Origin of the sequence: Mesorhizobium montanum (assembly GCF_033977145.1) — a bacterium.
In the GTDB taxonomy this organism is placed as follows: Bacteria; Pseudomonadota; Alphaproteobacteria; order Rhizobiales; family Rhizobiaceae; genus Mesorhizobium; species Mesorhizobium montanum.
Genome location: NZ_JAVIJF010000006.1, coordinates 25676 through 38509, shown reverse-complemented (window position 1 = coordinate 38509; position 12834 = coordinate 25676). Strand labels below are relative to the sequence as shown.

Annotated in this window: 14 protein-coding genes; 6 read left to right on the top strand and 8 right to left on the bottom strand. The window is 63.1% G+C overall.

All coding sequences use genetic code 11. From position 1 onward, the window contains the following. Positions 1–1266, bottom strand: a complete 1266-nt coding sequence (locus RFM68_RS09535) for an NAD(P)/FAD-dependent oxidoreductase (protein ID WP_320232488.1) — start codon at positions 1264–1266, stop codon at positions 1–3. A gap of 172 nt (positions 1267–1438) precedes the next feature. Between RFM68_RS09535 and RFM68_RS09530 the strand changes: the two genes are divergently transcribed. Both RFM68_RS09530 and RFM68_RS09525 read left to right on the top strand, forming a co-directional pair. Continuing rightward, positions 1439–2089, top strand: coding sequence for a 5-formyltetrahydrofolate cyclo-ligase (locus tag RFM68_RS09530; protein ID WP_320232487.1), 651 nt, complete (start codon positions 1439–1441; stop codon positions 2087–2089). 190 nt (positions 2090–2279) lie between these two features. Next, entirely contained in the window at positions 2280–2678 is a 399-nt protein-coding gene (locus RFM68_RS09525) for a hypothetical protein (protein WP_320232486.1), read from the top strand. Here RFM68_RS09525 and RFM68_RS09520 read toward each other — a convergent pair. Further along, complete coding sequence (locus tag RFM68_RS09520; RefSeq protein ID WP_015317948.1) at positions 2675–3148, bottom strand: Lrp/AsnC family transcriptional regulator; 474 nt, start codon at positions 3146–3148, stop codon at positions 2675–2677. The genes RFM68_RS09525 and RFM68_RS09520 overlap by 4 nt on opposite strands. Before the next feature lie 204 nt (positions 3149–3352). Here RFM68_RS09520 and ald point away from each other — a divergent pair, with 204 nt between their 5' ends. Further along, complete coding sequence (gene ald, locus RFM68_RS09515; RefSeq protein ID WP_320232485.1) at positions 3353–4468, top strand: alanine dehydrogenase; 1116 nt, start codon at positions 3353–3355, stop codon at positions 4466–4468. Positions 4469–4879: 411 nt separating this feature from the next. Here ald and RFM68_RS09510 read toward each other — a convergent pair whose 3' ends face one another. The 5 genes from RFM68_RS09510 to RFM68_RS09490 form a co-directional block, all read right to left on the bottom strand. Continuing rightward, positions 4880–5347, bottom strand: coding sequence for a DUF1203 domain-containing protein (locus RFM68_RS09510; RefSeq protein ID WP_320232484.1), 468 nt, complete (start codon positions 5345–5347; stop codon positions 4880–4882). Positions 5348–5579: 232 nt separating this feature from the next. Further along, positions 5580–6143, bottom strand: a complete 564-nt coding sequence (locus RFM68_RS09505; RefSeq protein ID WP_320232799.1) for a GNAT family N-acetyltransferase — start codon at positions 6141–6143, stop codon at positions 5580–5582. Then, entirely contained in the window at positions 6143–6994 is an 852-nt protein-coding gene (gene sseA, locus RFM68_RS09500) for a 3-mercaptopyruvate sulfurtransferase (RefSeq protein WP_320232483.1), read from the bottom strand. Before sseA ends, RFM68_RS09505 begins: the two co-directional genes overlap by 1 nt. A gap of 24 nt (positions 6995–7018) precedes the next feature. Then, positions 7019–7762 (bottom strand): alanyl-tRNA editing protein, encoded by a 744-nt coding sequence (locus RFM68_RS09495; protein ID WP_320232797.1) that lies wholly within the window; start codon positions 7760–7762, stop codon positions 7019–7021. Continuing rightward, the gene (locus tag RFM68_RS09490; RefSeq protein WP_320232482.1) at positions 7762–8796 is read right to left on the bottom strand and encodes a cysteine synthase A; all 1035 of its coding nucleotides are present in this window, start codon (positions 8794–8796) and stop codon (positions 7762–7764) included. Before RFM68_RS09490 ends, RFM68_RS09495 begins: the two co-directional genes overlap by 1 nt. A gap of 190 nt (positions 8797–8986) precedes the next feature. On the opposite strand from RFM68_RS09490, the gene RFM68_RS09485 reads away from it, so the two are divergent. Both RFM68_RS09485 and RFM68_RS09480 read left to right on the top strand, forming a co-directional pair. Beyond that, on the top strand, positions 8987–9835 hold the full coding sequence (locus RFM68_RS09485; RefSeq protein ID WP_320232481.1) for an SDR family NAD(P)-dependent oxidoreductase: 849 nt from the start codon (positions 8987–8989) through the stop codon (positions 9833–9835). A gap of 173 nt (positions 9836–10008) precedes the next feature. After that, the gene (locus tag RFM68_RS09480; RefSeq protein ID WP_320232480.1) at positions 10009–10989 is read left to right on the top strand and encodes an alpha/beta hydrolase; all 981 of its coding nucleotides are present in this window, start codon (positions 10009–10011) and stop codon (positions 10987–10989) included. Positions 10990–11044: 55 nt separating this feature from the next. Here RFM68_RS09480 and RFM68_RS09475 read toward each other — a convergent pair whose 3' ends face one another. Further along, positions 11045–12517 carry a DEAD/DEAH box helicase gene (locus RFM68_RS09475; RefSeq protein WP_320232479.1) on the bottom strand — a complete coding sequence of 491 codons (1473 nt, stop codon included), beginning with the start codon at positions 12515–12517 and terminating at the stop codon, positions 11045–11047. Between RFM68_RS09475 and RFM68_RS09470 the strand changes: the two genes are divergently transcribed. After that, a complete protein-coding gene (locus tag RFM68_RS09470) occupies positions 12510–12749 on the top strand; it encodes a hypothetical protein (protein ID WP_320232478.1) in 240 nt (79 codons plus the stop codon). The genes RFM68_RS09475 and RFM68_RS09470 overlap by 8 nt on opposite strands. The last annotated feature ends 85 nt before the right edge of the window (positions 12750–12834 follow it).

Below are 12834 nucleotides of genomic sequence, written 5' to 3'. Positions count from 1 at the left end.
TCAGCCTTTGTCTTCGTCGCCCTGCGTGATCAGACGCGCGCTGCGCTGGCCCGTAAAGTATATCCATAGCCAGCTAAGCGAGACCGCAAGGCGGTTGCGAAAGTCGATCAGGAAATAGATGTGCGCCACGCCCCAGAGCCACCAGGCGAGCCAGCCGGTGAGCTTGATCCAGCCGAAATCGATCGCGGCGGCGCGCTTGCCGATTGTCGCCAGATCGCCGGCATGCCGGTATTGGAAAGGACGTGTTGCGTTGTCGCCGGCAAGTCGCGCTTTGATGGTATTCGCGACGTGGCGCCCCTCCTGCTTGGCGGACGGCGCCACACCCGGCACCGGCTTTCCATCTGGGCGCAATACAAGTGCGGTGTCGCCGATGACGAAAATGTCGGGACTGCCCGGCACCGTGAGGTCGGGCTCGACCAGCACCCTGCCCGCCCGATCGGCCGAGGTCCCCAGCCATTCGGCCGCCGGCGAAGCGGCAACGCCGGCCGCCCAGATGATCGTCCTTGCCGGCAGATGCTTGTCGCCGAACACGACGCCTTCGGCATCCAGTTGAGTGACGGGGCGCCCGAGTTCGACGGTGACGCCGAGCCGTTCGAGCGCCTTTTGCGCATAGGCCGACAGCTTCGGGGCGAAGTTGGCCAGGATCCGGTCGCCGGCCTCGATCAGCACGACGCGCGCCTGCCGCGTGTCGATGTTGCGGAATTCGCCGCGCAACGTGTCATGCGCGAGCTCGACAATGGTGCCGGCGAGTTCGACGCCGGTAGGCCCGCCGCCGACGATAACCAGCGTCAGCAGCGCCTGGCGTCTGGCCGGATCGGTTTCGCGCTCCGCCTGCTCGAAGGCGAGCAGGATGCGGCGGCGAATAGTGGTGGCATCCTCAAGCGTCTTCAGCCCCGGCGCGAAAGGCTCCCATTCGTCATGGCCGAAGTATGCGTGGCGCGCCCCGGTGGCGAGCACCAGCGTATCGTAGGGGATCGAACTGCCGTCTTCGAGCAGCACGCGTTTGCCGGCATGGTCGACGCCGGTGACATTGCCAAGAAGGGTCGTCACATCCTTGCGCCTGCGCAGCAAATGACGGATCGGCCAGGCAACCTCAGAGGTTGCAAGCGACGTCGTTGCCACCTGGTAAAGCAGCGGCTGGAAAAGATGGTGGTTGCGCTTGTCGATCATGGTGATGCGCACCGCGGCGCCCGCCAACGCGCGGGTGAGTTCGAGGCCGCCGAACCCGGCGCCGACGACAACGACGTGATGCTCGGTTCCGCTCATTTCATTCCACCTCGCCAAGGGCAATTACCTCCCATGATGTAAGCATTTTTGTGCGCTGCAACAATATTCGCCCGGCAATGGTCATACCCGGGAGTCGTCGCGCGGCGTCGTGAATGCACATGCGACCGCACAGGCGCGAGTATAGCGTGAAACAAAACGACAGGAGCCAAGCATGGCTGACAACCGCGACGACGAAGGACCGGCCCAATACGCCTCACCGCCCTGCTTCATGCATGAGCTGGACCCGGATTACCGGCAGCCGCTTTCCGACTGGACGGATGTCAGGCGATGGCGCAAGGCCGAGCGCGAGCGGCTCATCAACGCCCGCCTTGCCGTTTCAGCCGATGCGCGCAGCGCCATGTCGGCGCGCATTGCGGACGGGCTCGATGCGCTGATCGGAGACATAGCCGGCCGGATGGTCAGCCTCTACTGGCCTTTTCGAGGCGAGCCGGATTTGCGTGGCTGGATGGCTTCGATCAACGAGCGCGGCGGCCGCACCGCGCTGCCTGTCGTCATCGAGAAGCGACAGCCGCTGGTGTTTCGCGCCTACAAACAGGGCGACCGGCTGGAAAAGGGCGTCTGGAACATTCCGATCCCGGCCGAGGGCGATCCGGTACTGCCGGATATCGTCATCTCGCCGATCGTGGGCATCGATCCCGGTAACTACCGGCTGGGCTATGGCGGCGGCTTCTATGATCGCACGCTTGCCGCGATGTCGTTCAGGCCGCTCGTCATCGGCGTCGGCTACGAATTGCAGCGCATCGCCACCATCTATCCGCAGCCGCACGACATTCCGATGGATCGGATCGTCACCGAGGCCTAAAAGCCTGTTTGGAAAATGAGACCGATCGGATTTCTGTTTCGCTGCGAATATGATTCACCTTTGAAATAAGGGCACGACAGCAGCGAGGCCAGTTGGCCGCGGACAGGCGCTCTGGGCGGATCAAACAGTGTTCGGTCGCTCTTAGATCGGCCGCTTCACAACGGGTGATAAGATGATCGGACGAACTATAGTGGCTGCCCTTGCAATTGCCTTTTCCTTTTCGCCTGCGCATGCAAAGCCACAGCATCGTTTACCGAGCGGTTATAAATGGGGCCGCTGCCTGCTTGTTGTTCACGGTCAGACCCGCATATCCGGAAGATGCTCCTATCAAATCGAGAAGGGCGGCGATTTTAATATCCAGGGGCCTCGGCAGGTTTTTGCGGGTATCGACTATCCCGATACGGATAGTGGGGCTGGTGAAATGTCCGAAGATTACTGGGCAGTTGTATATAAGGACGGTGATTTTTGGGAAGGCTATGGGAACTCGGACATTCGCGCAACTCACGGCGAACCAGGAGATTGGGGAGAACTTCGCCGCGAAGGCGCATGCTATGTCGGGAAGGACGTCCGGGTGTGCCTTTGGCGTTAAGCCATCTCCGGCTTGAGGCCCATTGCCGTCCGGTCGACGATTTCGCGCAAGGCGAATGACGAGTTGATCTTCGTCACATGCGGCATCGCCGACAGCCACTCCTTGTGGATGCGCTCGTAGTCGACCAGGTCCTTGGCCGCGATCCTCAGGATATAGTCATACTCGCCCGACATCAGGTGGCACGATAGCACGTTGGGGCAACGCTTGATCGCCGCCTCGAAATCCGACAGCGTCTTCTCGAACTGGCCGGACAGGGATATGTGGACGATCGCCGTCATCTGGTGGCCAAGGGCTGCGTTGGAAAGCCGGGCATGATAACCGCGGATGGTTCCGGACTTCTCCAGATTGTCGAGCCGGCGCGAGCAAGCCGACTGCGACAGGCCGACCTTTTCGGCAAGAGCCGCGTTCGGCATCCGGCCATCCTTCTGCAAAGTCTCCAGAATGGCGATATCAATCCTGTCGAGCGGCATTTTCCGTTGTTCCTGCGAATTTCCAGCCATTTCGCGCAACGATTATCGAAGAGTGCCCCCTGCCGCAAGTGCATTCGCAAACACATACGGAACGATTCGTGGTTGACTGCCATTACTGCGTGTCACCTCCGCATCTGGAGCTGGTGACATGCACGAGTGACAGGGAGAGAGCGCCCCTTGAAGGGCGCGCACAGGAGAAGAAGAATGCGTGTCGGCTGCCCCAAGGAAATCAAGAACCATGAATATCGCGTCGGCCTGACGCCCGGCTCGGTCCGCGAATATGTCGCGCATGGCCACGAAGTGCTGGTCGAGACCGGCGCGGGTGCCGGCATCGGCGCCGACGACAATGCCTATCGCGCCGCCGGCGCCACCATCGCCAAGACGGCCGCCGACGTGTTCGCCAAGTCGGACATGATCGTCAAGGTCAAGGAGCCCCAGCCCAATGAATGGGTGCAGCTGCGCGACGGCCAGATCCTCTACACCTATCTCCATTTGGCTCCGGATCCGGAGCAGACCAGGGGTCTTCTCGGTTCAGGCGTCACTGCGGTTGCTTATGAGACAGTGACCGACGATCGCGGCGGCCTGCCGCTGCTCGCGCCAATGTCGGAAGTCGCCGGCCGCCTGTCGATCCAGGCCGGCGCCACGGCGCTGCAGAAAGCCAATGGCGGTCGTGGCGTGCTGCTTGGCGGCGTGCCCGGCGTGCTGCCCGGCAAGGTGACCGTGCTTGGCGGCGGCGTCGTCGGCCTGCATGCGGCCAAGATGGCGGTTGGTCTCGGTGCCGACGTCACCATCATCGACCGTTCGATCCCGCGCCTGCGCCAGCTCGACGACATTTTCGGCGGCCGAGTCCATACGCGCTATTCGACCGTCGAGGCGCTGGAAGACGAATGCTTCTCTGCCGACATCGTCGTCGGCGCGGTGCTGATCCCGGGCGCGGCGGCGCCCAAGCTGGTCAGCCGCGAAATGCTTTCCGGCATGAAGAAGGGCTCGGTGCTGGTCGACGTCGCCATCGACCAGGGCGGCTGCTTCGAGACCTCGCATGCCACGACCCATGCGGAGCCGACCTATGAGGTCGATGGCGTAATCCACTACTGCGTCGCCAACATGCCCGGCGCCGTGCCGGTCACTTCGGCGCACGCGCTCAACAACGCGACGCTGCATTACGGCCTGCAGCTTGCCGACAAGGGCCTCAAGGCGCTGGTCGACGATCATCACCTGCGCAACGGCCTCAATGTCCATAAGGGCAAGATCACCAACCGCGCCGTCGCCGAGGCGCTCGGGTACGAAATGGTCGAGCCGAAGGCGGTACTTGCCGCCTGACGTCCGATAAGAACGTCCTCCTGTCGCGCCCGCCGGGTCACTCCGGCGGGCTTTTTCTTTGCCGGAGAAATAAAACAAAAAAGCGGAGCAAAAGCCCCGCTTCCTCGGTGTTGCGATCCGCCGCCGGTCCATCCGCGGTCGACAAATCATCAACCATTACCTTTTAGCGCGGCAGTACGACGGGAATACGACAGTCTTGAAATGCGCCCGGTTTTCATCTTCCCGGCCCCAATGCGTGCTTGTGTGAAATGCTTCACATTCGCTCCGCGGGAAAGCTGCCTAGACACGTATTACTGGCGGCCTGAGCTGCTTGCCGGGTCGGACAAGTCCGGCCGGACAGCACTTGCCGACAGCTTCTGTCACAGACCCTCCAACGGCCCGCCTGACCATCGGCGGGCTTTTTTTTCGGGGTCATGCCCGCTCGATGCGGCATTGATAGCAATTGTTCCGCGCCGAGCGGACGTGGATGTAGGCGATGTCGTCGCGCCCAAACAGCGTCTGCGCGTGGGTGGCGATATCGCCGGTCGGCGTGACGGCGCCGCTGCCATAGACGATGCGATCGTCCTTGCCATAGCCCCTGACGATATAGTCGCTGCTTTCGAGCATCTCCGGCAGCGCATCCGCTTCCGAGGCACGCTCGCATTCCTCGGCATGCAGGAAGATCGGGCCGGTTTCGGCATAAGGCTGCAATTGCGGGAACGGCCGGTAAGCCACGATCAGGTAGCCTTCGCCGGCGGCAACGTTCTTCATGCAGTGCCTACAGGGCACGCCGTCGCCGTCGGAAATCCGGTGTTCTGGGGCGTGGCCATAGGCATCGGGCCCTCCCCGCTGCAAGGCGCGCACGGCTTCGGTCGGCAAGGCTTTGAATTGGATGCTCATGGCAAAATCTCCGGTGTCGATATCCGGAAATTATGCCTCCTCGACGACGGCTCCCACCCGATTCCTGACTGGGGCACGCGCATATATGAAAGAGCCCGGCTGCTTTGAAACGACCGGGCTGAAGCGGCGATGAACGGGATATTCAGGCACAGAGCAATTCCAGGAAAAGTGCGAAGCGGTTGGGCTCGGCGCCTTCGCCGTAGCCTTCCGTCCGGAATCGCGCAGACGGCTCCTAGGCCCGCATGACGCTGGCCGCGCGCTCGGCGAAGGTCAGCGGATGCACCACTTCCCTCTTCTGCGCCACCGGTGTGAAGCCGAGCTTCTGGTAAAGCGGGAGAGCCGCGGGATGGTCGAGCGTGCAGGTCTGCACGGTGACGCGCCTTGGCCCATGTGCCCAGGCCGCCGAGATCGCGGCGCCGAGGAACCAGCGGCCGATGCCCTGGCCGTGCGCATGCTCCATCATGCCGAAATAGGCGAGTTCCACTTCGTCCGGCAGATGCGGCTTGAGGTCGAAGAAGCCGGCGGGAGCGCCGTCGAGATAGAGCACCCTGATGTCGCGGTCCTCGCGGTGCAAGCCGGCGGCAAGCTCCTCGTCGCTCAGCCTCAGCACATTGACCCAGTGCCACTTGCGCCCGACGCGATCCATCAAATAGCGGTAGAAATGGAGCGGGATATCTTTCGTCTTCAACAGCGCGATCTGACGGTTGTAGGGGATTGGCGGCGAAACCGCCGGCGCGGCGTGCATCTCCAGGAACGTGACCGTGACGTCGATATCTTGCAGCGCGCCGTTTTCCATCATTCTTTCCCCGTCACCACGGGCGTGTCGGCAAGACCGCCCCATTCTGTCCAGGAACCGTCGTAAAGCCGGTTGTCGCTATGACCGAGCGTCTCCAGCGCCAGCGTGATCGCCGCCGCCGTGATGCCCGAGCCGCAAGAAGTGACGACAGGCTTCGAAAGGTCGATGCCGGCACCTTCGATCAGTTGGCGCAAACGGTCCTTGGGCAGCAACTCGCCATTCTCGGCAAGCACCGCGATCGGGATATTGTGCGCACCCGGCATGTGACCTGAACGGACGCCGAGGCGAGGCTCCGGATCGGTTCCGGCAAAGCGGCCGGCCGAGCGCGCGTCGGCGATCTGGCTCTTGCGGCCGTCGACGATCCCGCGCATCTCGTCGAGGCCGACGACGCGGCCTGCGTCGAAATCGGCGTAGAAGACACTCGGCGCGATCTTTGTCGGTTCAGCCGTCATCGGTCGTCCCTCGGCCTTCCAGCGGTCGAAGCCGCCGTTCAAGATATAGACCTGGAAGACGCCCATGACCCGGAACATCCACCAGGCGCGCGGCGCCGAGAACAGGCCCGGCCCATCATAGACGACGATGGTGTCGTCGGCTGAAACGCCCATCGCGCCGACATATTGGGCGAAGTGCTGCGGCGATGCCAGCGTGTGCGGCAGTTTCGAATCCGGATCTGAAACCGCATCCTGGTCAAGGAAGCGCGCGCCTGGGATATGAGCGGCATCGTATTCGGCCCGGGCGTCGCGCTTCTGCGCCGGCAGATACCAGGAGGCGTCGATGATGGTGAGGCCGGGCTCGCCCAGCCGCTTCTCCAACCAGTCGGTATCGACGATGAAAGGACTGTCCTGCGCCATTCTTCTTCTCCCTGCCCGCGCCATTCAGTTCGCCGGCATCGGCCCGAAGCGGATGCGGAAGCGCCGGTTTTCGCGGCCTTTCTTCTCGATCTTGCCGATATGGATCTCGCCAACCTCGCCGGTCGACTTCACATGCGTGCCGCCACAGGGCTGGCTGTCGATCGAGCCATTCTCGCCGATGCAGACCAGGCGGATCTTGCCGGTGCCGACCGGAGGGCGGACGTTCTTCGATTTCACCAGGCCGGGATTGGCGGCGAGCTCCTCGTCGGTTATCAGCCGGGTGAAGATCGGATGGTCGGCGCGCACCAGATCCATCAGCCTCGCCGTTACGTCCTCCTTGGCGAAGCCGGCGTCGGGAATATCGAAGTCGACACGGCTGTCGTCCGCCGCGACCGCCGCCCCGGTGATCGGAAACGGACAGACCACGGTCAGCAAGTGGCAGGCGGAGTGCATGCGCATCAGAAGGTGCCGCCGCTGCCAGTCGATCAGAAGCTTCAGCTTTTCGCCGACCGCGGGCAGCGCCTGCTCCGCCGCCGGCACGTGGATGACCTCGTCCTTGGTTTCGCCGGTGATGGTGGCGGCGATCGCGATGCGGCCGCCGTCGGCCCGCTCGAAAATCCCGGTATCGCCCGGCTGCCCACCCGAGGTTGCATAGAAGATCGTTCTGTCGAGAAGTATGCCGCCACGGTCGTTGATCGCGACGACCTCGGCCTCCGCCGTCTTCTGATAAGGGTCGTCACGAAACAGCGCTTCGGTTTTCTGGACCATCATGCCACCTTTTCGAACGGCACCGAAATGTCGGCCTTCTCTTCCATCCAGCCCGGCACCGGCAGGTTCTTGCCGCGCAGGAACTGAGGATTGAACAGCTTCGACTGGTAGCGTGTTCCGTAATCCGCGAGGATCGTCACGATGGTATGGCCGGGACCTAGTTCGCGCGCCAGCCGGATGGCGCCGGCGATGTTGATGCCGGTCGAGCCGCCGACGCAGAGCCCCTCTTCCTGGATCAGGTCGAAGATGATCGGCAACGCTTCCTCATCCGGGATCTGGTAGGAGAAGTCCGGCGTGAACCCCTCGAGATTGGCGGTGATGCGGCCCTGGCCGATACCTTCGGTGATCGAGCTGCCGTCGGATTTCAGTTCACCGCTGGTGTAGAAACTGTAGAGCGCGGCGCCCAGCGGATCGGCGAGCGCGATCTTTACGTCCTTGCTCTTGCCCTTGAGCCCGACCGCAACGCCGGCGAGCGTGCCGCCCGAGCCGACGGACGAGACGAAGCCATCGATCTTGCCGCCAGTCTGAGCCCAGATCTCCTGCGCGGTCGTGCGGATATGGCCGTCGCGGTTGGCGACATTGTCGAACTGGTTGGCCCAGATCGCGCCATTCGGCTCCGAGCGCGCCAGTTGCCCGGCAAGCCGGCCCGACAGCTTCACGTAGTTGTTGGGGTTCTTGTAGGGCACGGCGGGCACCTCGATCAGCTCGGCGCCAAGCAGCTTGATCGTGTCCTTCTTTTCCTGGCTCTGCGTATCGGGGATGACGATGACGGTGCGGTAGCCGAGCGCCTTGGCGACCAGCGTCAAGCCTATACCGGTGTTGCCGGCGGTGCCTTCGACGATCACGCCGCCGGGTTTCAGAAGCCCGCGCTCTTCGGCATCGCGTATGATGAACAGGCCGGCCCGATCCTTGACCGACTGCCCCGGGTTCATGAATTCGGCCTTGCCGAGGATCTCGCAGCCGGTCGCTTCCGAAGCCTTGTTGAGCCGGATCAGGGGCGTGTTGCCGATCGCTTCGATCACAGAACGGGGCATTCAGGATTCCTCTGTATGTGTGGCGAGACCCTAGAAACCGGAGGCTGCGGTTTCAAGGCAAGATTTGCCTGGTCCAGTCGCATTCCAGGCACTGCAATGCTCGCAATCATTTCGACGGAACACGCAAAAGCGCTCTTTTCATTCGATTTCTTCACCGCTAGAGCAGGCCCTGACATTCATTGGGCAGCGCATGACACTCTACCGGGCCAATCCGAAGGACGGCGTTGCCTGGATCACGGGCGGCAGCAGCGGCCTTGGCCGCGCGCTGGCCAAGGATCTCGCCAATCAAGGCTATGCCGTCGCCGTGACCTCGCTGCCGGAAGATCCGGCCGACACCCTGATCGTCGAGACGGCGCAAATGTCGGGGCATGTGAAGTCCTTTCCGTGCGACGTCACCGACGAGCACGGCATGGCGCGCACGGCCGCCGCGATCGAGGAGCAGATGGGGCCTATCGTGCTTGCCGTCTTCAATGCCGGCAACTACATCGCCACTCCCGGCGAGAACCTGGTTGTGCGCGATTTTCATCGTTCCTTCGCCGTGAACTATTTCGGCATCGTCAATGGCGTGGTGCCTGTCGTCGACCACATGCGCGTGCGCGGACGCGGCCATGTCGTTCTGGTCGGATCGGTCACCGCCTATTCCGGCTGGCCGACCACGGCAGCCTATGGCGGCACCAAGGCCGCGATCAACATCCTGGCGGAGTCGCTGAAATACGACTTCGACAAGATGAACATCCGGGTCCAGGTCATCAATCCGGGGTTCGTCGACACGCCGCTGACGGAAAAGAACAAGCTGCCGATGCCGGGCCTCATGCCCGTGCATCGCGCGTCGCGCCGCATGGCGCGCGGCATCAGAAAGGGTGGCTTCGAAGTCACCTTCCCACGCCACATAAGCTGGCCGCTGAAGTTACTTGGCCTGCTGCCGCGACCGATCTGCCGCTTTATCATCGGCCTGACCACCAGCTGGTGGGGACGGCCATTGCATTTCGATCGCAAGCTGCCTGGCGAAACAGATCCGTCCCGCGACAAGGCAGCATAAGCCGGCGAAACAGCGATTGCCTGCCGTCGGGGACGGCAATAAAGCGCGTCGCGATGAAACGGATTCAGGCGACGCGCTTTAAGCCTTTGTTTTGATGCATGTCGTTATCCCAAAACCGCTGCGCACTTTTGGGCGACATGCATTAGGTTGAGAATCATTGCCTGGAGACTGCGATGGGGCGACGGATCGTGCTTGCGGCGCTTGGCCTTGCCGTCATCCTGGTAGCTGGCTTCTTCCTCGGCCCGCGCGTGCGGGTCGACACGACAATCCGTTTCGATCCGTCGGTGATCGGCGACGATTCGCAGGCCTATCTGGCACGTGAAGAAGCTGCCGTGCCCAACATCCGCGATGGGCTCGACAAGGAAATCATCTGGGCGAACCCGATGGTCCATGCCAAGACGCCGTTGGCCATCGTCTACATCCACGGCTTTTCAGCCTCGAAGGGCGAGGTTCGCCCCTTGCCCGACGATGTCGCGGATGAACTGGACGCCAACCTCTTCTACACGCGCCTGACCGGCCACGGCCAGGACGGCGCGGCTATGGCGCAAGGCAGCGTCAACGCCTGGATCAACGACTATGAAGAGGCTTTAGCCATTGGCCGGGCGATAGGCGACAAGGTGATCGTCATTGGCACCTCGACCGGCGGCTCGCTGGCGGCATGGGCCGCAACGGAGCCAGGCGCGTCCGATGACGTCGCCGCCATCGCGTTCATATCCCCGAATTTCGGCGTAAAGGCCTCCGGCGCCGAGTTGCTGACCATGCCCTGGGGCAGGCAGATCGCCGAGCTTGTCGGCGGCAAGGAGCGCAGTTTCCCGCCGCGCAACGCGCTTCACGAAAAATTCTGGACCACCAAATATCCCATGAAAGCGGTGCTGCCGATGGCCGCGCTCACCGAACTCGCTTACGTCGCTCCGGTCGAGAAGGCGACGATCCCAGCCCTGTTCATCTTTTCGGATGCCGACAAGGTGGTGCGGCCAGATCGTACGCGACAGGTTGCCGGGCGCTGGGGCGGCCCGCACGAATTGGTGCCGGTCGACGACACCGGCGATCCGGACAACCACGTGATCGCGGGCGATGTGCTGTCGCCGCAGACTACGGCCTTTCTCACCCAGCGCATCGTGGTGTGGGTGAAGGCGCTGACGCAGCAGCAATAACGAAAAACGGCCGGAGCGAAGCTCCGGCCGTTTCTATTTGATCGAGCGAGGAAACTCAGGCCGCCCGATTGGCCGGACGCTTGCCGCCGAAGCGGCGCTTGTTGTTGCCCTTGAAGCGCTTGAAGCCACCATCGGGCTTGCGCTCGCCATTCGGCTGCGCGCCTGCCGGACGCTCGCCCTGCGGCTTTGGCGCGAATTGGCGCTCGCCGCCGGGCTTGCCGCCAAACCGCTGCTTGCCGGATCCGTTGTTGCCAGGACGCCGCCCGTCGCGACGGCCGCCATGATGCTCGCGGTCGTTGGCCGGTTCGAAATGGCGCTCGGCCTTTTCCTTGGGGTCGCGCTGCGGATCCGGGCTGCCGAGATGGTCGGCGACGACGGGCAGCTTGGCGCGAATGATACGCTCGACCTGCCGCAGCTTGGCGTTTTCGGAAGGATCGCAAAGCGTGATCGCGATGCCGTCCCTGCCGTTGCGGCCGGTGCGGCCGATGCGGTGGACATAGCTTTCAGCCTCGTCGGGCAGGTCGAAGTTCACGACATGGCTGATGCCGGGCACGTCGATGCCGCGCGCCGCGATGTCGGTCGCCACCAGGATGCGCACCGAACCGTCGCGGAAATCGTTGAGCGCCTTCTGGCGGGCGTTCTGCGACTTGTTGCCGTGGATGACGGCGGCGTTGAAGCCGTCGCGGGCAAGGTCCTTGGTGACGCGGTCGGCGCCGTGCTTGGTGCGCGAGAACACGATCACCGAGCGCATCGTCTCGTCGGCCAGCATCTTGGACAGCACCAGGCGCTTCTGCTTGGTGCGGGCAAGCACGACGCTCTGGACGATCTCGGCAGCAGCCGTGCTCTGCGGCGCGACCTCGATGCGGACCGGGTTCTTCAGCAGGCCCTTGGCCAGTTCGGCGATCTCGTCCGGCATGGTGGCCGAAAACAGCGCCGTCTGGCGGTCCGGCGCGGTCGCCTTGGCGATGCGCTTGACGTCGTTGATGAAACCCATGTCGAGCATGCGGTCGCCTTCGTCGAGCACCAGCCATTTGGTGTCGGCAAGAATGAGATCGCCCTCGCGCACCAGATCGGTCAGCCGCCCAGGCGTGGCGATCAGGATGTCGACGCCCGGCGCGATCTTCTTCACCTGGCTGAAGCGCGAAACGCCGCCCAGCACGAGCGCTGTCGAGACATGCGCGCCCTTGGCCAGGATCTTGATGGTCTCTTCGATCTGCACGGCCAATTCACGCGTCGGCGCCAGAATCAGCGCCCGCGCCGTCTTGGCGCGCCGCTTGGTGCCGAGGCCGATGATCTTCGACAGGATCGGCAGCGCGAAGGCCGCGGTCTTGCCCGAACCGGTCTGGGCGATGCCGAAAATGTCGCGGCCTTCCAGCTGCGGCGGGATCGCCTGCGTCTGGATCGGCTTCGGATCGGCGAAGCCGGCGGCATGGGTCGCCTTGAGCAGCGCGCCCGAAATTCCCAAAGCGGCAAAGCCCGAGAGCTGTGTGGCGGAACCGTTCAGTTCCGCTGTGTTTTCATTGGTCAAAATAATCTTCTTTCACGCGGCTTTCTGGCCGCAAACATCAATGGCGGCAGGGCGCAACCTGCCGTCGGATAAACTGTCATGGAACGACAAGGCGGCGGACGGGTTTCGTCCGCTCGGCTGCGCTGTCGTGCCCGCAAGCATCATGCCTCGGGGCTTTTTCGCCACCTTTGCCGATCATCCGGAAAGAGGGAAAACAGACGCAACCAGTCTCATTCGTCGAGAAGGCCGGTGAGTCCGGCCCAAGCGCCTATGAAGCTGCATATGGCTGAGTTCGCCTTGAAATGCAAGGGCTTCATGTTGCAGCGCAGCAAAACGCT

Bases quoted from the DNA above. Each gene is read 5' to 3' on its own strand.
- RFM68_RS09535 (WP_320232488.1), bottom strand. From the start codon at position 1,266: ATGAGCGGAACCGAGCATCACGTCGTTGTCGTCGGCGCCGGGTTCGGC.
- RFM68_RS09530 (WP_320232487.1), top strand. From the start codon at position 1,439: ATGGCTGACAACCGCGACGACGAAGGACCGGCCCAATACGCCTCACCG.
- RFM68_RS09520 (WP_015317948.1), bottom strand. From the start codon at position 3,148: ATGCCGCTCGACAGGATTGATATCGCCATTCTGGAGACTTTGCAGAAG.
- ald (WP_320232485.1), top strand. From the start codon at position 3,353: ATGCGTGTCGGCTGCCCCAAGGAAATCAAGAACCATGAATATCGCGTC.
- RFM68_RS09510 (WP_320232484.1), bottom strand. From the start codon at position 5,347: ATGAGCATCCAATTCAAAGCCTTGCCGACCGAAGCCGTGCGCGCCTTG.
- RFM68_RS09505 (WP_320232799.1), bottom strand. From the start codon at position 6,143: ATGGAAAACGGCGCGCTGCAAGATATCGACGTCACGGTCACGTTCCTG.
- sseA (WP_320232483.1), bottom strand. From the start codon at position 6,994: ATGGCGCAGGACAGTCCTTTCATCGTCGATACCGACTGGTTGGAGAAG.
- RFM68_RS09495 (WP_320232797.1), bottom strand. From the start codon at position 7,762: ATGGTCCAGAAAACCGAAGCGCTGTTTCGTGACGACCCTTATCAGAAG.
- RFM68_RS09490 (WP_320232482.1), bottom strand. From the start codon at position 8,796: ATGCCCCGTTCTGTGATCGAAGCGATCGGCAACACGCCCCTGATCCGG.
- RFM68_RS09485 (WP_320232481.1), top strand. From the start codon at position 8,987: ATGACACTCTACCGGGCCAATCCGAAGGACGGCGTTGCCTGGATCACG.
- RFM68_RS09480 (WP_320232480.1), top strand. From the start codon at position 10,009: ATGGGGCGACGGATCGTGCTTGCGGCGCTTGGCCTTGCCGTCATCCTG.